This window comes from Curtobacterium poinsettiae, from assembly GCF_025677645.1.
GTDB classification, from domain to species: domain Bacteria; phylum Actinomycetota; class Actinomycetes; order Actinomycetales; family Microbacteriaceae; genus Curtobacterium; species Curtobacterium poinsettiae_A.
Genome location: NZ_CP106879.1, coordinates 1,419,978 through 1,437,685 on the forward strand (window position 1 = coordinate 1,419,978; position 17,708 = coordinate 1,437,685).

Annotated in this window: 24 protein-coding genes and 2 riboswitches; of the genes, 10 read left to right on the plus strand and 14 right to left on the minus strand. The window is 70.1% G+C overall.

Going from position 1 to position 17,708, the window contains the following annotated elements; all coding sequences use genetic code 11:
* Positions 1–90: 90 nt before the first annotated feature.
* Positions 91–849, minus strand: coding sequence for a GntR family transcriptional regulator (locus OE229_RS06985; RefSeq protein ID WP_209133622.1), 759 nt, complete (start codon positions 847–849; stop codon positions 91–93).
* Between the two features lie 105 nt (positions 850–954).
* Positions 955–1,620 (minus strand): exonuclease domain-containing protein, encoded by a 666-nt coding sequence (locus tag OE229_RS06990; protein ID WP_262137151.1) that lies wholly within the window; start codon positions 1,618–1,620, stop codon positions 955–957.
* A 44-nt stretch (positions 1,621–1,664) separates the two neighbouring features.
* On the opposite strand from OE229_RS06990, the gene OE229_RS06995 reads away from it, so the two are divergent.
* The 5 genes from OE229_RS06995 to OE229_RS07015 all read left to right on the plus strand — a co-directional run bounded on the left by OE229_RS06995 (position 1,665) and on the right by OE229_RS07015 (position 5,075).
* The gene (locus tag OE229_RS06995) at positions 1,665–2,234 is read left to right on the plus strand and encodes a hypothetical protein (RefSeq protein WP_262137153.1); all 570 of its coding nucleotides are present in this window, start codon (positions 1,665–1,667) and stop codon (positions 2,232–2,234) included.
* A gap of 59 nt (positions 2,235–2,293) precedes the next feature.
* Positions 2,294–3,367 carry a redox-regulated ATPase YchF gene (ychF, locus tag OE229_RS07000; protein ID WP_182065199.1) on the plus strand — a complete coding sequence of 358 codons (1,074 nt, stop codon included), beginning with the start codon at positions 2,294–2,296 and terminating at the stop codon, positions 3,365–3,367.
* A gap of 255 nt (positions 3,368–3,622) precedes the next feature.
* A complete protein-coding gene (locus tag OE229_RS07005) occupies positions 3,623–4,135 on the plus strand; it encodes a hypothetical protein (RefSeq protein WP_262137155.1) in 513 nt (170 codons plus the stop codon).
* A 31-nt stretch (positions 4,136–4,166) separates the two neighbouring features.
* Positions 4,167–4,556, plus strand: coding sequence for a hypothetical protein (locus OE229_RS07010; RefSeq protein WP_262137157.1), 390 nt, complete (start codon positions 4,167–4,169; stop codon positions 4,554–4,556).
* 75 nt (positions 4,557–4,631) lie between these two features.
* On the plus strand, positions 4,632–5,075 hold the full coding sequence (locus OE229_RS07015; protein WP_262137159.1) for an HTH domain-containing protein: 444 nt from the start codon (positions 4,632–4,634) through the stop codon (positions 5,073–5,075).
* Between the two features lie 90 nt (positions 5,076–5,165).
* Here OE229_RS07015 and OE229_RS07020 read toward each other — a convergent pair whose 3' ends face one another.
* The 5 genes from OE229_RS07020 to OE229_RS07040 all read right to left on the minus strand — a co-directional run bounded on the left by OE229_RS07020 (position 5,166) and on the right by OE229_RS07040 (position 7,553).
* Positions 5,166–5,435, minus strand: a complete 270-nt coding sequence (locus tag OE229_RS07020) for a hypothetical protein (RefSeq protein ID WP_262137160.1) — start codon at positions 5,433–5,435, stop codon at positions 5,166–5,168.
* Positions 5,432–5,704, minus strand: coding sequence for a hypothetical protein (locus OE229_RS07025; protein ID WP_262137162.1), 273 nt, complete (start codon positions 5,702–5,704; stop codon positions 5,432–5,434). Before OE229_RS07025 ends, OE229_RS07020 begins: the two co-directional genes overlap by 4 nt.
* Before the next feature lie 113 nt (positions 5,705–5,817).
* On the minus strand, positions 5,818–6,282 hold the full coding sequence (locus OE229_RS07030) for a helix-turn-helix domain-containing protein (protein WP_182065204.1): 465 nt from the start codon (positions 6,280–6,282) through the stop codon (positions 5,818–5,820).
* Between the two features lie 99 nt (positions 6,283–6,381).
* The gene (locus OE229_RS07035; protein WP_182065205.1) at positions 6,382–6,669 is read right to left on the minus strand and encodes a hypothetical protein; all 288 of its coding nucleotides are present in this window, start codon (positions 6,667–6,669) and stop codon (positions 6,382–6,384) included.
* Between the two features lie 272 nt (positions 6,670–6,941).
* Positions 6,942–7,553: an HD domain-containing protein gene (locus OE229_RS07040; RefSeq protein WP_182065206.1), complete on the minus strand. Its 612-nt coding sequence runs from the start codon at positions 7,551–7,553 to the stop codon at positions 6,942–6,944.
* 138 nt (positions 7,554–7,691) lie between these two features.
* Here OE229_RS07040 and OE229_RS07045 point away from each other — a divergent pair, with 138 nt between their 5' ends.
* Both OE229_RS07045 and OE229_RS07050 read left to right on the plus strand, forming a co-directional pair.
* Complete coding sequence (locus OE229_RS07045) at positions 7,692–8,501, plus strand: hypothetical protein (RefSeq protein ID WP_182065207.1); 810 nt, start codon at positions 7,692–7,694, stop codon at positions 8,499–8,501.
* A complete protein-coding gene (locus OE229_RS07050) occupies positions 8,498–10,369 on the plus strand; it encodes an amidase family protein (protein ID WP_262137166.1) in 1,872 nt (623 codons plus the stop codon). The genes OE229_RS07045 and OE229_RS07050 overlap by 4 nt, the downstream gene beginning before the upstream one ends.
* An 83-nt stretch (positions 10,370–10,452) precedes the next feature.
* Here the strand turns inward: OE229_RS07050 and OE229_RS07055 are convergent, their stop codons facing one another.
* Positions 10,453–11,229, minus strand: a complete 777-nt coding sequence (locus OE229_RS07055; protein WP_209133602.1) for an isocitrate lyase/PEP mutase family protein — start codon at positions 11,227–11,229, stop codon at positions 10,453–10,455.
* Positions 11,230–11,339: 110 nt separating this feature from the next.
* Here OE229_RS07055 and OE229_RS07060 point away from each other — a divergent pair, with 110 nt between their 5' ends.
* A complete protein-coding gene (locus OE229_RS07060; RefSeq protein WP_259580664.1) occupies positions 11,340–12,527 on the plus strand; it encodes a MalY/PatB family protein in 1,188 nt (395 codons plus the stop codon).
* Between the two features lie 9 nt (positions 12,528–12,536).
* On the opposite strand, the gene OE229_RS07065 is transcribed toward OE229_RS07060, so the two are convergent.
* Together OE229_RS07065 and OE229_RS07070 are read right to left on the minus strand one after the other, a co-directional pair.
* Entirely contained in the window at positions 12,537–12,722 is a 186-nt protein-coding gene (locus tag OE229_RS07065) for a hypothetical protein (protein ID WP_110860597.1), read from the minus strand.
* Between the two features lie 67 nt (positions 12,723–12,789).
* Positions 12,790–13,278: a GNAT family N-acetyltransferase gene (locus OE229_RS07070; protein ID WP_182065211.1), complete on the minus strand. Its 489-nt coding sequence runs from the start codon at positions 13,276–13,278 to the stop codon at positions 12,790–12,792.
* A gap of 68 nt (positions 13,279–13,346) precedes the next feature.
* Between OE229_RS07070 and OE229_RS07075 the strand changes: the two genes are divergently transcribed.
* Positions 13,347–14,231, plus strand: a complete 885-nt coding sequence (locus OE229_RS07075; RefSeq protein ID WP_262137169.1) for a LysR substrate-binding domain-containing protein — start codon at positions 13,347–13,349, stop codon at positions 14,229–14,231.
* Positions 14,232–14,277: 46 nt separating this feature from the next.
* Here OE229_RS07075 and OE229_RS07080 read toward each other — a convergent pair whose 3' ends face one another.
* The 4 genes from OE229_RS07080 to OE229_RS07095 are packed head-to-tail and all read right to left on the minus strand — an operon-like array spanning position 14,278 to position 16,174.
* A complete protein-coding gene (locus OE229_RS07080) occupies positions 14,278–14,532 on the minus strand; it encodes a hypothetical protein (protein WP_259580672.1) in 255 nt (84 codons plus the stop codon).
* Positions 14,529–15,011, minus strand: a complete 483-nt coding sequence (locus OE229_RS07085) for an FBP domain-containing protein (protein WP_262137170.1) — start codon at positions 15,009–15,011, stop codon at positions 14,529–14,531. The genes OE229_RS07080 and OE229_RS07085 overlap by 4 nt, the downstream gene beginning before the upstream one ends.
* Positions 15,012–15,048: 37 nt before the next feature.
* Positions 15,049–15,786 (minus strand): M56 family metallopeptidase, encoded by a 738-nt coding sequence (locus tag OE229_RS07090; protein WP_111092456.1) that lies wholly within the window; start codon positions 15,784–15,786, stop codon positions 15,049–15,051.
* Positions 15,787–15,799: 13 nt separating this feature from the next.
* Complete coding sequence (locus tag OE229_RS07095; protein ID WP_182065216.1) at positions 15,800–16,174, minus strand: BlaI/MecI/CopY family transcriptional regulator; 375 nt, start codon at positions 16,172–16,174, stop codon at positions 15,800–15,802.
* A 96-nt stretch (positions 16,175–16,270) separates the two neighbouring features.
* Positions 16,271–16,408, plus strand: a riboswitch (glycine riboswitch).
* A riboswitch (glycine riboswitch) is annotated at positions 16,409–16,510 on the plus strand.
* A 49-nt stretch (positions 16,511–16,559) separates the two neighbouring features.
* Here OE229_RS07095 and gcvT point away from each other — a divergent pair.
* Complete coding sequence (gene gcvT, locus OE229_RS07100; RefSeq protein ID WP_182065217.1) at positions 16,560–17,705, plus strand: glycine cleavage system aminomethyltransferase GcvT; 1,146 nt, start codon at positions 16,560–16,562, stop codon at positions 17,703–17,705.
* Positions 17,706–17,708: the final 3 nt, after the last annotated feature.

A 17,708-nucleotide genomic window follows, 5' to 3' on the forward strand; every position in this document is an offset into this window, starting at 1 on the left:
GGCGACAGTTCGTGACCACTCGGCGCACGACCGACGGCATGTTGTGACCCCTCGACGAGCGGCCCCGGCGACGGAACCTGACCGAGCGGCCTACTTGTCGACGAGCGTGACCTCGAACGAGTACCGGTCGGGGCGGTAGCAGTGCACGCCGTACTCGACCGCACGGCCCGAGGCGTCGTACGCGGTGCGGCTCATCGTCAGCACGGGGTCGCCGTCCTCGATCTCGAGCAGGCCGGCCTCTTCGTCGGTGACCGCACGGGCCCCGATCCGCTGCTTCGCCACCCGCATCGTGACGCCGCGCCCGCGCAGCAGCTGGTACAGCCCGTGCGCCTGCAGGTCGTCGTCGGTCAGGTCGAGGAACTCCGGCGGCAGGTAGTTCTCGAGGATCGCCATCGGGACGTCCTCGGCGAACCGCACCCGCCGGATGTGCGCGACGGTCGTGCCGGGTTCGAGGCTGAGCGCCGCAGCGACCTCGTCGGATGCGGGGACGTCGTTGCGCTGCAGGAGCTTCGTCGCCGGAGCCTGCGCACCCTGCGCCAGGTCGTCGTACAGGCTCGTCAGCTCGACCTTGCGGGTCACCGGGCCGTGCACGACCTGGGTCCCGATGCCGCGACGGCGAACCAGCAGGCCCTTGTCGACGAGGTCCTGGATGGCACGACGGATCGTCGGCCGCGACAGGCCGAGGCGCTCACCGAGGGCGATCTCGTTCTCGAGCCGGGCCCCCGGTGGCATCGCGCCGGAGCGGATCGACTCCTCGATGCGCGAGGCGACCTGGAAGTAGAGGGGCATGGGACCCGACCGGTCCAGGTCCATGAACAGGTCGGACGGCAGCTGGCCTTCTTTGGTCATCGCGGTCCTTCACACGTGCGGAGATGCCGGCGTCGGTGCCGACGGCATTGTCGTGACAATACCACCGGGGATGTGCCACCCCGGCCGCACGCAGCGGGCGTTGCGTCAGTCGGCGAACACCATCGGCCGGTTCGACAGCCGCGGCTGATTCGCGGCCTTCGGCTTCTCGGCACGTGCGCGGACCGGGGCGATCGTCACCCGGGTCGCCGCGCCGAGCGCCTCGACCGTCTCGACCCCGTGGTGCCCGGCGGCGTGCACGACGATCGCGGCGCAGGCCTCGGCGTCGGCAGCGGCGTCGTGGTGCTGGAACCCCTCGAACCCGGCGGCCATCGCGGCGACCGGCAGGCGGTACGAGTCGAGCGTGTAGGTCTTGCGGGCCACGGCCAGGGAACACAGTGAGTGGTGCTCGGCCAGGTCGATGCCCGTCGCGGAGCACCCACCGGCGATGACGCCCATGTCGAAGCGGGCGTTGTGCGCCACCAGGACGTCGCCCTCGGCGAAGGCCACGAGGTCGGGGTACTGCTGCTCCCACGTCTTGGCGTGCGTGACGTCCTCGGCCACGATGCCGTGGATCCGCGTGTTCCACTCCAGGAACGCGTCGTGCCCGAACGGCGGGCGGATGAACCACGACGCCCGATCGACGACCCGGCCGGCCCGGACCTTCACGAGGCCGACGGAGCAGGCGCTGGCGGGCGAGCTGTTGGCGGTCTCGAAGTCGATCGCGGTGAAGTTCAACGGCACGGTCCCGATCGTCGCACGGGGTTCCGACATCGCCCTCCGTTCCCGTCGGCGTTGCGTGTGGCTACTGTCGGCGCATGGGGAACGAGACCGACCGCCGTCCGCTCGTCCTGGTGCTCGCCGGCGCCGGCTACGGGCAGCAAGCGCCGCTGCTCTGGTGGACGAGCGAGATCGCCACCGCGGCAGGGTGCGAGGTCGTCGCGCCACGATGGCAGGTCGACGACGCCGCCGGTGCCGATCCGGTCGGGTTCGTCGAGACCGCTGTCGCAGCAGCAATCGGGAACCGGCTGCCCGACCTCGTGATCGCGAAGTCGTTCGGCTGCTTCGCCCTGCCGTGGGCGATCCGCCACGCGGTTTCCGGCGTCTGGCTGACGCCGGTCCTCACGCACGACGACGTGGCCACGGCGCTCGCAGCTGCCACCGACGCGCACGACGCGATCGGGGGTGGAGACGACACCATGTGGCAGCCCGAGCGGGTCTCGGGCACTGCTGCGTGCCTCCAGACCGTCGACCGTGCCGACCACTCGCTGCAGGTTCCGGGGGACTGGCGGCGTTCGCAGCGGCTGCAGGCCGACGTCTTCGACGTCGTCGAGCGCCGCATCACGGCCCTGCGACCCCGGAGCGGCGGGTCGCGTCCGCTGTCCTGACGGACGGACTGGAGGCCCGGGGCGGCTCCGGCAGGTCGCCGCCGGTAGGCTGTCCTTCCGTGGCTCTCACCATCGGAATCGTCGGTCTCCCGAACGTCGGCAAGTCGACCCTGTTCAACGCCCTCACCAAGAACCAGGTCCTCGCCGCGAACTACCCGTTCGCGACGATCGAACCGAACGTCGGCGTGGTGAACCTGCCGGACCCGCGACTCGACCAGCTCGCCGAGCTGTTCCACTCCGAGAAGACCGTGCCGGCGCCGGTGTCGTTCGTCGACATCGCGGGCATCGTCAAGGGTGCGAGCGAGGGCGAAGGCCTGGGCAACAAGTTCCTTGCCAACATCCGTGAGGCCGACGCCATCGCGCAGGTCGTCCGCGGCTTCACCGACGACGACGTCGTGCACGTCGCGAACAAGGTCTCCCCGAAGGACGACCTCGAGGTCATCAACACCGAGCTGATCCTCGCCGACATGGAGACCATCGACAAGGCGCTCCCGCGGTACGAGAAGATGCTGAAGCTGAAGCAGGCCGAGCCGGTCGTGCTCGAGACCGCTCGCGAGGCCCGTGCCGCGCTCGAGCAGGGCACGCTGCTGTCCGCGACGAAGATCGACCTCACGCCGATCGCCGAGCTCGGACTCCTGTCCGCCAAGCCCTTCATCTTCGTGTTCAACGTCGACGAGGCAATCCTGACCGACGACGCCCGCAAGGCCGAACTGGCCGCGCTCGTCGCCCCCGCTCAGGCCGTGTTCCTCGACGCCCAGGTCGAGTCGGAGCTCATCGACCTCGACCCCGCCGACGCCGCCGAACTGCTCGAGTCGACCGGGCAGACCGAGTCCGGCCTCGACCAGCTCGCCCGCATCGGGTTCGACACCCTCGGGCTGCAGACCTACCTGACGGCCGGTCCGAAGGAAGCCCGAGCGTGGACGATCGGCAAGGGGTGGAAGGCTCCCCAGGCTGCCGGCGTCATCCACACCGACTTCGAGAAGGGCTTCATCAAGGCCGAGGTCATCTCGTTCGACGACCTGGTCGAGACCGGCTCCATCGCCGAGGCCCGCGCTGCCGGCAAGGCCCGCATCGAGGGCAAGGACTACGTCATGCAGGACGGCGACGTGGTGGAGTTTCGATTTAATAACTAGATCGTTGATCTGGTGCGGATCTAGCCTTGAAATCTGACACAGATTTGACTCATAAATCGCCCTCTGTGTCGAGTTTGTGTCAATCGACGGGAGGCTCATCGCCTCCACGATTGAGGCTGTAGCTGCCCGTCTCAGGCATGATCTGCCTCCGGGCGCACATGCTGTCGGCCTCGACGCGAAATCGCTCCTGCGGCGCAGCCATGGCCCCCAGACGGGCGGGTTGTTTCCCGTGTGTCCTCTCTGACAGGGTCATGAGTGATCTACAGCTTTACGAAGCGGGATTCCATGACGGATCTTGCTGTTGCCACTCCGGATCAGTTGCTAACCGCCGACGAGGTGGAGGTCTCGGACCTCTACGACGAGGACAAGATCCCGGCAGGCGTCACCAACGCCGTCGAGGTCGTCAGCCAGGTCGAGGACCCGGCCGCGCTTGGCTACATCGTCACCACCAGGTCCGAGGACGGGGAATCGGCGGAGGTTCTGACGGTCGGTCTTGATCGTCACTTCAAGAACTGGAACCTTGAGGACAACCCCAACGCCTACTTCCTTGCGCTGCACAAGGTGATCCAGCTTCAGTACGGCGTCGATGTTCGGCTCGCATCCAAGCAGGATGTCGAAGAGCATGCCGGTGAGCGCGAGGTTGCCGAGGCGGTTGCCCGTCACCGCAACTGGGAGGACGACGAAAAGAAGCGCCGAGCGGCCAACTCGGCCGTCATCACTGGGGTCAATCGGCTTAGCTGCGCCAGCGGCGTCGGCTGCGACTGCTGACAGCCAGGTAGGAGCGGACTACTCGCTGGCGGTGGGCAGCGAGACGGCCACCCTTGAGGAAGGGCAGACCGTCAGCTACCCGATGGTCGCTGTCGAACAGCCAGGAACCGTGCACACCGATGCTGTTTACGACTCCAACTACGGCACCATCACTGTCACCGCAGCCAAGGGTGTCTTCCACTACGAGGTGTATATGAAGGTTCCCGCTACTTCCTTCACAGGAGCGTTCCAGATCACGGACCGCACCAGTGGGATCAGTGGCGGCAGGGATCTGAAGTTCAGCTTCTCGGGAAGCACTCCCACGAGCAAGCTGAAGAACCATCTCTACGCTGGGACACTGACCGGAACCGCCTACTTGGCGGGTGTCCCGATCGCGAACACTGTGCCGAACTCGACGCAGTACAAGTACAGCGACTTCTAACCAAGTTGTGAACCTCCGGCGCGGCATCAGGTATTAGCTGCCTGATGCCGCGCCGCTATGAAGGGGCCATGCCTGATGACCAATCAGCAGAGCGTTTCAGAAGAGCTTCGAGGCTTTGTCGAACGCAATCAGATCTCGTATCACTCACTCGCCGCTATCACAAGCATTGAGGCCGATACGCTTCGGGCCTTCGCTGATGCCTCGCCGGAAGGTTTGACCAGACCGCAGAGCGGGTCGCTCTCTCTTGACGAGGGAGAGCGAGTGTCGATGCTTGTTTCGCAGCTCACAGCGATTCGGGAGATCCCAGACTCCGATCGCGTAGAAGGCATCCTTGCCGCCCTTACACAAACCTATGGGTTCACTATCCCGGCTCTCGCTGCACTGCTTGGGGTCGAGCAATCGTCGCTGGAGAGCCTGTCGGAGTCCTTCGACTCTGTACCTGAAGCATCGAGAACGGCTCTCGCGGTGCGGCTCACATTCCTAGTGAATGCCATCAACCTTGCGGGCCCACGGCTCTGATCCGAAGCAAAGCAAAACGGCGGCGAGAATGGTAGACGCTCGCCGCCGTTGGTGTGCGCACACCTGACGGTTTGTGCAGTTCGTTCACTCTCAGAGATCCCAGACATTCCCCGAGAACGGCTTGCCCTCGGCGTCTGTGAGCAGTGCTGTTCTGAATAGCGGCTGCTGCTTCCGATCCTCTTCCGGCTTGTCCTTCTGCCGTTCCATCTCGTCGTAGTACTCCTGAGCAGTTTCCATGACTCGCTTCGCGATGGCCTTTTGGTTGGTCAGATAGACGACCTTGCCAATCGGCGTAGGGCCTTCGCGGCGGAAGTAGGTTGCGACAATCCGCCTCATTTCGTCTGGCGTCTTCTTGCTCAACTCAATCTCGACGGCGACCGAAGGCAGACCGATCGGGGCGAGATTGAGAACAAGATCGGCAGGTGCTGGTACTTCGCTTCGCTCGGTCCGGTGTAGATGAGCTTGCCTACGATCATCCATAGTTCGGGGTGCTGAAGAAGTAGCGCATTAACCGACTGACCGTCTGGCCGGTTTCGTGTGATGTCCTGCCACAGTGCCTCCGCTTCGGCTGCTCGGTAGGTGAGGCTGCGGGCCGCGTCGAACTCGTTCCGCCCGTGCTCGACGATCATGGCGCACTCGGCGAGCAGGTCGAGGAAGCTGGCTTGGAGCGACGGCCACCGCTCCTCGAGGGCAGAAGGGTCACGGTCGTTGCGGGGCCGAGGCGTGAACCGGGGAGCCGGCATCACAGCGGCACGGCTTCGTCGAGGACGTGGGCGAAGTGCTCGTCGTCCTCGAGGTCGTCGGTGAGGACGTCGACCTCGAAACCGGTGATGCGCTCGACCTCGTGCGCGAACCCACCGAGATCGAACAGCGATGCCGCGGGGGTCAGGTGGACCAACAGGTCGATGTCACTGTGTTCGGTGTCCTGACCGCGAACAGCGGAGCCGAAGACGCGGACGTCGTCGAGGTGGAAGCGCTTCGCCTCGTCGAGGATCGCGTCGGCGTAGATCGCGAGGGGGATGCTCGGGCGGGTGTGAGCCGCTTCGAGGATCCGCCGGAGCGACTCCGGGCGCGGCTGCTTTCGCCCGCTCTCGTACGCCGAGATGGTGGGCTGCTGCATGCCTGCGGCGGCAGCGAGACCGGTCTGCGAGAGACCGAGGTCCTCGCGGGCAGCGCGGATCAGCTCCGCAGCACGTTCGACCCGCATGGCGACCCTCCTATAGCTCTCGACTGTAGACGACCGCCCGGGAACGACGAAGCGCCGCCGAGCGGACTCGGCGGCGCTTCGTGGTGGTGCTGGTGTGACCTAGGCCGCGAGGGCCATCTCGCCCGCCCGCACGGACTGCGCCTGCAGTAGGGTGCGGCTGGCCTCGCCCGCCCAGGAGCGGCCCGGGACGGTCCAGCCGGCCTCGCCGACGGCGTCGAGCCGGGTGCCGCGGGTGACGAAGGTCTGCAGGTCGTCGGCCGCGATGCGGACGAGGTACTCGCGCTGCGAGCGGTCGTCGCGCACCGGGAACTCGGCGATGCGGTCTGGGGTGATCGTCGGGGCCGCGAGTGCGGTCCCGAACACGGTGATTCGTTCGTTGCTGGTCATGGTGCTGTACTTCCTGGTCATTCGGCGCCAGGGCGACTCGGTGTCGGCGGACGTCTCAGTCCAGCGCGACGCATCGAGTGCGGGGCGCGCACGTCGAGTTTCAACGTGCAGCTCGTCCGTTCGGATCGAGCGGTGTCTCGAGTGGAATGCGACTCGGGTGAGTCGGTGTCGAGAGGGTGGTGTGCGCGAGTCAGATGGGTTCGCTGCAGTGCACCAATCACAAACTATACGCCCACCCTGCCGAGAAGTCCAGCGAGCGACCGGACCGAGCGTCAGGACGCCAGGAACGCGGCCCAGCGTTCTCCGCCGGAGGCGACGTTGCCCGACCCGTCCAGGCGAGCGGCCGCGGACGACGGCTTGCGGTCAGTCTGCTCGTGGATCAGCCCGTCGAAGGTCGCCGAGAAGTCCAGGCGGGGCAGCGCGGCCGTGACGGCCCGCAGGTCGTCCGCCGACCACCTTTCGAAGCCCACACCGGAGACGTCGAGCGAGGTCGCGACCTCGAGCAGGTGCCCCTCGGCGTCGAGCTCCGGGTCGACGGACCGCCACATGTGCCGCTCGATGATCTCCCCGACCCGACGGGCTCGCACGGCGTCCCACCCGGCTCCGAGCGCGAAGACCGAACCGACCGCGCCGCCGGCGTCCTCGAAAGGCACCCGGTGTGCGTCGAACGACGGGGTCACGCCGAGGTCGTGGAGCATCGTCGCGACGAAGAGCAGCTCGGGATCGGGTTCGAGGTCGACCGTCGGGGCGAGCAGGACCGCCCACGCCCACGACCTTCGGCAGTGGTTGACGAGAGCCGGTGACGACCACGCCCGCACGACGTCCAGGGCGCGCGCAGCGACGGGCGAGGGCGGGGTGAGCAGGGCTGCGACGTCGACCGACATGGCACGACAGTAGCGGCAGGAACGAGCCGTAACGGGGCGGAAACGTCCGGGCCAGAACCGGAAACAGCGCCCCGTTAGCTTTCGGTTCACTGAGTACCCGCTCAGCACCCCTCCACCCCACCCGAAGGAACTGCGCCCATGCAGCACCGACCACGGCTGCGCTCCCGCGCGACGATCGTCTCCTCGACGCTCGTCGCTGCCGGGGCGTTCGGCCTCGCCGTCCTGACGGCCGCTCCGGCCCAGGCGGCACCCACCGCGACCACCGCCACCATCGACGCCCCGGCCACCGTGACCGTCGGCACGGCGTTCGACGTCGACGTGACGATCCCCGACACCGCCGACGTCTACGCGTACGAGATCACGCTCGAGGCTGACTCGGTGCAGTACCGGGCCGACAGCGTCACCGGCCCGGACGGGGGCTTCGACAGTGTCGAGCAGGACGGCGACGCCCTGACGATCGTGCACACCCGCCTCGGCACCTCGCCGGCACTCGACGGCGACCTGGCCACCTCGATCTCACTGACCCCGACTGCGGTCGCCAGTGTCGACCTCGACGTCACGAGCATCACCCTCGTCGGCTCCGACGGCACGTCGACCACCCTCGACGACCCGGCGAGCACCACCGTCGTCGTCGCGGCGGCTGCGACCACCGCCCCGACGGCCACGCCGACCCCGGGCGCGACCACGCAGCCCGGCGCCGGCGGCGGCACGGGTACCCCCACCGCCCCCGGCGACCCGACGGCACCGGGCACCGACCCGACCGACGGCGCCACCGCCGTGGCGGCAGCCGGAGGGGACGACCGTCCGACCGGCGGCGACCTCGCCTGGACCGGCGCCGACGTCGCGCCGTGGATCGCCGCGTCCCTGGCCCTCCTCGCCGCCGGCGGGACCCTGATCACCCTGCGGGCGCGCCGCGCCCGCCGCGAGCGCACCGGAGCCTCCGCATGACCGCCAAGAAGCGAGCCGCCCGCAAGCAGGCCGCCAGCAAGAAGCGCACCGCCGTCGCCGGCGCCTCGCTCATCGCCCTCGTCGGCACCGTCCTCGCCGCGACCCCCGCGATCACCGCCGCCGCAGCACCCGCGGCCGTCGACGCCAGCCCCGCCGCCATGCTCGCGCCGTACTACACGGACCTCGACCTGACCGGCGACGACCAGGTGACGAAGGCCGACCTCGCCGTGCTCACCGACCACCTCGGTGCGACGACCGCGAGCACCGACTGGGCGACGGTCAGCGCCGCGGACACCGACGCCGACGGCACCATCAGCGTCGCCGACCTGGCCGGGTTGTCGCAGCGGATGATCTACGACGACGGCCCGTTCCAGCTCGTCGAGGCGTCGACCATCGACATGCAGGCCGCGATGAACGCCGGCGTCACGACCTCGGTCGCGATCACGCAGGAGTACCTCGACCGCATCGCCGCGTACGACCGCACCAAGGTCGACCCAGCGTCGACCGGGCGCGCGCTCAACTCGATCGTCACCACCAACGCCGACGCCCTGGCCGCCGCGAAGTCCGCGGACGCCGAGCGCGCCGAGCACGGGATGACGAGCATGCTGCTCGGCGTGCCGATCGCGGTGAAGGACAACTACGACACGAAGGACATGCCGACCACCGGTGGCTGCGGCTGCTGGGACGACAACCAGACCGACACCGACGCGGCCATGGTCACCGGTCTGCGCGACTCCGGCGCCGTGATCCTGGCGAAGGCCAGCCTCGACGAGTTCGCCTACGGGTTCGTCTCCGAGTTCTCGTCGAACCAGCCCGCCGGCTCGTCGCTCCTGGTCGCCAGCCCGTACAACACGGCGCAGACGGCCGGTGGCTCGAGCGGCGGCACCGGTGCGGCGATCTCCGCGAACCTCGCGGGCATCGGCTTCGGCACCGACACCGGCGGTTCGATCCGTGTGCCGTCGACGTACAACCAGCTCGTCGGCATCCGGCCCACGGTCGGCCTGACCAGCCGTGACGGGATCATCCCGCTCGCGCTGTCGCAGGACACCGGCGGCCCGATCACCCGCTCGGTGACCGACGCCGCGGTCGCGCTCGACGCCGTCACCGGTGTGGACGCGGCGGACCCGGCGACGAGTGCGCAGGCCGGCAAGGTGCCGACGTCGTACACGTCGTCGCTCGACGCCGACTCCCTGCAGGGCGCCCGCATCGGCTACGTGACGAGCATGGTCGGCACGAACGCCACGACGAAGCGCCTGTTCGACGCCTCCGTCGCGAAGCTCGAGGCCGCCGGTGCCACCGTCGTCCCGATCACCGCGACGACGGCCTTCAACCGGGTCCTGTCCGAGGGCAGCGGCAGCACGAACGAGTTCAAGCACGACCTGGACGAGTACGTCGCGAAGCACCTCGACCTCGACGTCACCGCGCGTTCCCTGCAGGGCATCCTGGCCTCGGGTGAGTACGTGCCGAGCCGCAAGAGCACCTACCAGTCGCGCGACCTGATCACCGACGCGCAGTACCAGGCGTGGGCCGGACCGACGGGGTCGCACACGACGCAGCTCGCCACCGGCAAGCAGCTCGTGACGCAGATGCTCGACGACCAGGACCTCGAAGCGCTCGTCTACCCGTCGGGCACGCCGTACGGCACGCAGTCGACGAACATGCGCCTCAGCCCCAACACCGGCATGCCGGCGATCACCGTCCCGATGGGTCAGGCGACCGCTGCCGACAACACCATCACCGGTGCCGGCGTGAACCTGGAGTTCCTCGGCCGCTCGTTCGACGAGAGCACGGTCATCGGCCTCGGCTACGCCTTCGAGCAGGAGACGCACGCGCGCACCACGCCCGCGCTGTACCCGGCGCTCGGCTGAGCTGAGCGGGTCGCGATCGCGACCACAGGACGGACGGGAGGCCCGTGGCGACACCGCCACGGGCCTCCCGTCCGTCTGCTTCGTCAGTTCAGGGTCGGGGTGTCCTCCGGCACGACGCCGTCGGCGTACAGGTCGGTCGCCAGGTCGCGGAGCGCGCGCAGTGCGACGCGCTGCGTGAGCGGACCGTAGGAGATGCGAGCGACGCCGAGCGCTTCGTACTCGGCAGCGGGCAGGGCGCCGGGCAGGCCGATGACCGAGAGCTTGCCGCGGCCGAGACCGGCGACGAGCCGCTCGACCACGGAACGCTCGATCGCGCCGGGCACGAAGACCAGGGCGGCGCCGTTGTCCAGGAAGGCCGTGCCACGGGCGATCGCGTCCTCGATGCTCTCGTCGATCGGACGGTCGCCGCCGCGGGCGATCGCGTCGGTGCGGGCGTTCAGCTGGAAGTCGACGCCCTCGGCCTGGGCAGCGGCCGTGATCGCCGCGACGCGGGCGACGGCCTCGTCGAAGGGGCGCAGGCGGTCCTCGACGTTCGCGCCCACGATGCCGGAACCGATGGCGCGCCGGATGGTCTCGGCGGGGTCCTCGTAGCCGTCGTCCAGGTCGGCGGTGACCGGCAGATCCGTGGCGGCGGCGACGATCGCTGCCCCGGACAGGGCGAGGTCGAGGGGCATCCCGCCGTCCTCGTACCCGTACGACGCGGCGATCGAGTGGCCGGCGGTGGCGATCGCCTTCGTGCCGGGCAGGTCGCTGACGACCTTCGCGGTGATCGCGTCCCACACGTTCACGACGCGCAGGATCTCGGGGGCTTCGTGCAGCTGTTTGAGGGTGACGGCCTTGTCGGCGTTGCTCGTGCTCATGGGACCGACAGTAGGCGGGGCGACGCCCTGCGTCCCAGGGTGCGCGGAAGACGACGCAGGATGACGGGCGGGCTCGCGCCGGGCCTCCCGGTCGGTGCATGCTGGATCGCATGGCGAGCGACGAGGAGGACCCGGTCGGCACGCTCCGCGGGGTCCGGACGAGCATCAAGTGGACGCGGTACGCGCCCGACGTGCTGCCCCTGTTCGTCGCCGAGATGGACCACGACGTCGCGCCGGCGATCCGGCAGGCCCTGATCGAACGGGTCTCGCAGTCGGACCTCGGGTACCTCGACGGCCCCGGGCCGCTCGCTCCCGCGTTCGCGCAGTTCGCGCTGGACCGGTGGGGCTGGCACATCGACCCGTCGCGGATCCACCTGGCCACCGACGTCAGTGTCGGGATCGTCGAGTCGCTCCGGCTCGCGCTGCCCGACGGCGGCCGCGTCGCGATCACACCGCCCGTGTACCCGCCGTTCTTCGAGCTCGTCGAAGAGGCCCGATGTCAGATCGAGGAAGTCCCGCTGCTCGAGCAGTGGGGGCAGTACCGGCTCGACCTCGACGGGCTCGAGCGGGCGTTCGCCAGCGGGGTCGGCGTCTTCCTGCTCTGCAACCCGCACAACCCCGTCGGCCTGGTGCACGACCGCGCCGACCTGGTCGCGATCGCCGAGCTCGCGGCGAAGTACGACGTCCTCGTCATCAGCGACGAGATCCACGCGCCCCTGACCCACCCCGGCGTGCAGTTCACCCCGTTCGCTGCCGTCGCCGAGCCGCTCGGTGCCCGCAGCGTGTGCGTTACCTCGGCGAGCAAGGGGTGGAACCTCGCCGGTGTGAAGTGCTCGGTCATCGTCGCCGGCGATCCCCGGACCGCCGCGCTCCTCGACACCCTGTGGGAGGAGGTCGCCTGCCGCACGAGCATCCTCGGGCTGCACGCGAACCTGGCGGCGTTCACCCTGGCGACGGACTGGCTCGACGACGTCGTGGCGCGCATCGTGGCGAACGACCGGCTGCTCGCCAAGCTCCTCGCCGAGCACCTGCCCGCGGTCGTCTACACCCGGCCGCGCGCCGGGTACCTGGCGTGGCTCGACTTCCGCGGCATCGGCCTCGGCGACGATCCCGCGGTGCCGCTGCGCGAGAACGCGTACGTCGCGCTGAACTCCGGGCTCGGGTTCGGGTCCGAGGGGCGCGGGTTCGTCCGGCTCAACCTGGCGTGCTCACCGGAGACCCTGCGCGAGGCCGTGTTCCGGATCGCTTCGGCGTACCCGTCCAGTGCGCAGGAGGGGCTGGTCTGGCACGTCGCGTGAGCGCTGGGGTCAGTCGATGTACTGGTTGCGGCCGACGACGCGGATGCGCAGGTCGTCGTCGCGGTCCATCGCGAGGAGCTCGCGGGCCACGAACCCGACGGACGGCCACCGGGACACCTCGGTCACCATGAAGCCGTCGATGAACACCTGCCACGCGCCGGCCTCGCGGACCGCCTGCACCTCGTACGTCGCCATGCCGTGAGCGTACCGAAGCGGGCCGGTCCGCCGTCAGTGCAGCTCGAACGTCAGTGCGGCTTGAACATCAGTGCAGCTCGAGCGTCATGTGGACGTCGGCCCGGACGTAGGGGCTCGGCACGAGCTCGTCCTCGCGCAGGTGCCGGAAGCCGAACGCCTCGTACAGGTGCACGGCACTGGCCAGCTGTGCGTTGCTCTCCAGGTCGATGCGGTGCGCGCCGAGCTCGCGGGCCCGGTCGAGCGCCGCGGTGATGAGCTTCCGCCCGGTGCCGTGCCCCTGGTGATCGGGGGAGACGGCCATCTTCACGAGCTCGAACACCCCGGGCGTCGTCGGGACGATGCCGATGCAGCCGACGACCTGGTCGTCGAGCCGGGCGACCAGGACGGCCCCGCCGCGCTCCACGACGCGACCGACGGGATCGGTGAGGAACACGCGGTCCTCATCCTCGAGGGTGAAGTACCGAGTGATCCACGCCTCGTTGAGGGTGCGGAACGCCTCGGCGTCCGCGGGGGTGGCGAGGTCGGCGATGGTGACGGTGGAGGTCGCTTCGGGCATGGCTCCATCCTCGGACCACGATGAGGTCACGTCCAATACTCGTTCGCTTCGATCGATAAGCTCCGTGCATGGATCGGGAACCGGACGTCGACCTCCGTCAGCTCCGCGCGTTCCTGGCCGTGGCCGACGAACTGCACTTCGGTCGGGCTGCCGAGCGACTCCGCATCGCGCAGCCCGCGCTGTCCCAGCAGATCCGGCGGACCGAGCGCGCGCTCGGCGTCGACCTGTTCGTCCGCACGAGCCGCAGCGTCGCGCTCACCGCCGCCGGCCGGGTGCTGCAGGGCCGTGCGCGATCGCTGCTCGGGCAGGTGCGGCGGGACCTCGACGAGACGGTGCGGGTCGGCCGGGGCGAGATCGGTCGGCTCGACGTCGGGTTCGTCGTCTCCGCGCTGCCCCTCGGTCCGATCGAACGCGTGCAGGCGTTCCGGGAGCGCTACCCCCTGGTCCGGGTGGACCTGACCGAGGGGTACTCGTCGACCCTGCTCGCCCGGATCGTCCGCGGCGAGCTCGACCTCGCCGTCGTCCGCGATGCCGACCCGGACCCCGCCGTGCGGCTGCTGCCGTTCCGGTCCGAGGCCTTCGTCGCGGCGGTCCCGCGTGGACACCGGCTCGCGGGCCGTGCGGCCATCCGCGGGACCGAGCTCGTGAACGAGCCGTTCGTGTTCTTCCCCGCCGTGGCCGGTTCGCTCGCGACCGAGCGCAACCTCGCACCGGTCACCGCCGGTGGTCGCCGTCCCGTCATCGTGCAGGAGGCCACGACCTGGGCGACCGTGCTGCACCTGGTGGGGGTCGGCCTCGGTGTCACGGTGGTGCCGGAGAGTGCCGCGCTCGCCGCACCCGACACCGTGGCGCTCCTGCCGCTCGAGGGCAGCGACCACCGCAGCGAGCTCGCCTGGGCGATGCGCGCCGACGACGACCGCGAGATCCTGCGCAACTTCGTCGCCGCGGACTGACCGAGCGGACCGGCTGCGCGGGTGGACGCCGGTCGGGCGTCCTCGCTCAGCCGAGCGCGAGCACGGGTGCCCGGTGGTCGCCGAGCTCGTCGATGCGCCACGGCCGAGCCCCGCGCACCGTCAGGCCGAGCTGCACGAGCACGAACCCGACGTGCGGCTCGACGTCGGGGTCCCACGGCCCCTCGACGCCCAGGCCGAACGCGCCGAGTTCGTCGTCAGCCTCGTCCCGCAGGGTCAGCCGCCACCGCCCGTCGCCGAGTTCCTCGACCACGGCCCAGCGGGCGGTGCCGAACCGGCTCACGCCGTCCCGGTGATGTCCGCGGTGAAGTTCTGCACGCGCTGCAGCAGGGAGGCGCCACGCATCGCGATGGTCGCGGGCGGGTTCAGGTGCGGCGGCGCGGTCCGGATGAGCATCGGGCACCCGAGGTCTTCGCAGATGTAGGTGCCGATCGTGTTGCCGTTGCGCCCGGACTCACCGGCACGCGCTGCGGAGAACAGCCGGACCTGGGTCGCGGGCTGCGGCGAGTGGCAGAACGAGCACATCGCGGCGATGCCGGGGCGCAGCGAGCCACCGGCGGACCGGACGACGATGCCCGCCGGGCGCTCGTCCATCCAGGACACGATGTACCCGCGGCGGGCGGCCTGCGGGTCGCGCCAGCCCAGGAACTCGCGTTCGTCCCAGAGCGTCTCGTGCAGGCCGGGGATGGGCAGCTGTGCGAGTTCGTCGGGGGTGGCGTTCACGAACGACGATCGGATGTCGGCTTCGGTCAGTGGCTTCACGGTGCTGACACCCTATTCCTCGCCTCCGACAGGGGCGCTACGACAGCCTGGAGGCACGGATCGCCCCGAGCGCGCTGCTCCCGTCCGCCACCAGCACCGCCCGGCGCAGTGCGTCGCGTCCGACGCGACGGGCCGCCGCGTCGTCCGCGGCGAACTCGACGAGCACACGCGTCGACCGCGCCATCGCGCGCGCGCCGGGCACCCACGGGACCGCACGTTCGATCGATTCCGCGACCGCGACCGCAGCCGCGTGGTGCTGGGTCAGGTGGGCGCGTTCGTGGGCGACCACGGCCTCCAGTTCGTCGGTGCGCAACCGGTCTGCCAAGCCGGTGCTGACGAGCACGCCACCGCTCCGACCCGGCACGGCGCACGCCAGTGCGTGGTCGGCCTCGACGACGGCGACGGGGGTGCCGTCGATCTCGCGGTGCGGGGCGACGCCGGAACGCATCGCCTGCCGGACGGCCTCGTGTTCCGGACCGGGGCGCACCCGGACCGCGACGACGAACGCGACGACCGCGAGCAGCGCGACGCCGACGTTGAAGCCGTGCGTGGGGGAGTCGTCCCCGCCGAACAGCTCGGTGACCGGACGGTCGGCGAGCACCACGAGGGTGATGCCGGCCACGAAGCCGACGACGCCGAGCAGGACCGCGACCGACCAGCAGACCAGCGCGGTGCGGGGCAGGTCGATCGTCCAGGCGGAACGGGTCAGGACCCGGGGTGCGAACACCACCACCGCGAGTGCGAGGACGATGAGCGCGATGCCGGCGACGACCACGGTGCGCGGCCGGTCAGGAGCGGGCGCGGGCGTCGAGGGCGCGGCGCAGGGCCTCGAGGTCGTCCGAGGCGAGTGAGCCGGTGAACCGCAGCAGCGCGGCCTCGCGGTCGGACGATGCGGCCAGCGCGCTCGACATCAGGGAGGCGGTCTGCTCGTCGCGACTGTGCACGGCGCGGAACGTCAGGGGAGCGTCGTCGTGCTGCTCGCGTTCCACCTGGCCCTTGCGGCCGAGCCGGTCGAGCACGGTGAGGACGGTCGTCAGCGCGGGGCGGGGCTCCGGGAACGCGTCGAGCACCTGGCGTGCGGTGCGCCCGGCGTCGGCGGAGCGGAGTGCGTCGAGCACCGCCTGCTCCAGCTGCCCGCGGGGGCGCGATCGTTGTCCGGCCATCCCCGCATTCTACGAGATGTCGAACGGCCGTTCGCGACACACGCTCGAAACGCGGCCTCGGTATGCTCGTCGCGGACAACTGAACACACCGGCCGCTCATCCGTCGCGGGAGACGCCGTGCACGTACCTCCGGGTACGTCGTGCCCTCGGGTACACCGCGCCCTCGGGCGCACGCACGGCACCGAAGGAGCAATCCCCCCGTCAATCTCTCAGGTCCCACACCGCAGCGGACAGGCCACTCTGAAAAGCAGACGCTCGGTCGTCTCGCCCACGGTGAAAGCCGCCGGACCTCACGGGCCGCGGTGAAACTCTCAGGCCCATGACAGAGGGGGAGTTCCACCCGGCGATCGTCGCCGGGCCCTGCCGATGCCAGGAGAACTCCGCCATGAGTCCGTCCCCACTGCCCACGCCGGGTCAGCGTTCGTCGCCGCTCGAAGCCGTGCACGAGGCCGCCGGTGCGACCTTCACCGACTTCGCCGGGTACCGCATGCCCGTGCGCTACTCGTCGGACCTCGCCGAGCACCACGCCGTGCGCCAGGCCGCCGGGGTCTTCGACCTGTCGCACATGGCCGAGATCGGGGTGACCGGCACCGACGCCGTCGCCTTCCTCGACCACGCGCTCGCCGGGTCCTTCGGCACGATGCCGATCGGCCGCGCCAAGTACTCGCTGCTGCTCGCCGAGGACGGCGGGATCCTCGACGACCTGGTCGTGTACCGGACCGACGACGACGTCTTCCTGGTCGTCGCGAACGCGGCCAACCGCGACGTCGCCGTCAGCGCGCTCACCGCCCGTGCCGACGGGTTCGACGTCGAGGTCTCCGACGACTCCGACACCACGGCCCTCGTCGCGATCCAGGGCCCCGCGGCTGCCGGCACGCTGGACGCGCTCGTCGTCGCCGACCGCCTGCAGCCCGAGACCCCGCTCGACGAACTCGGGTACTACCGCGTGCTGCACGCGCTGTTCGACGGTGCCGACGTGCTCGTCGCGCGGACCGGGTACACCGGCGAGGACGGCTTCGAGGTCTACTCCGCCCCGGACACCGCCCCCGTGCTGTGGGACGCCCTGCTCGAGGCCGGTGCCGACCGCGGGGTCGTCCCCGCCGGGCTCGCCGCACGGGACACGCTGCGGCTCGAGGCCGGCATGCCCCTGTACGGGCACGAACTCGGCACCGACGTCCGTCCGGCCCAGGCCGGCCTCGGCCGCGTCGTCGCGAAGGACGGCGACTTCGTCGGAGCTGCCGGCGTCACCCCGTCCGCGGACGCCCGGGTGCTCGTCGGCCTGGTGACCGAGGGACGCCGCGCTCCCCGCGCCGGCTACGACGTCGTGCTCGACGGCACGGTCGTCGGCACCGTGACCTCGGGCGCGCTCTCGCCGACGCTCGGCCACCCCGTCGCGATGGCCTTCGTCGACCCCGCCGCGCTCGCGGCCGTGTCGGACGGGGCACAGGCCCTCCACATCGACGTCCGCGGGACTGCCGTCCCCAGCACGATCTCCGCGTTCCCCTTCTACCGCCGCGCCTCGAAAGGCTGACCC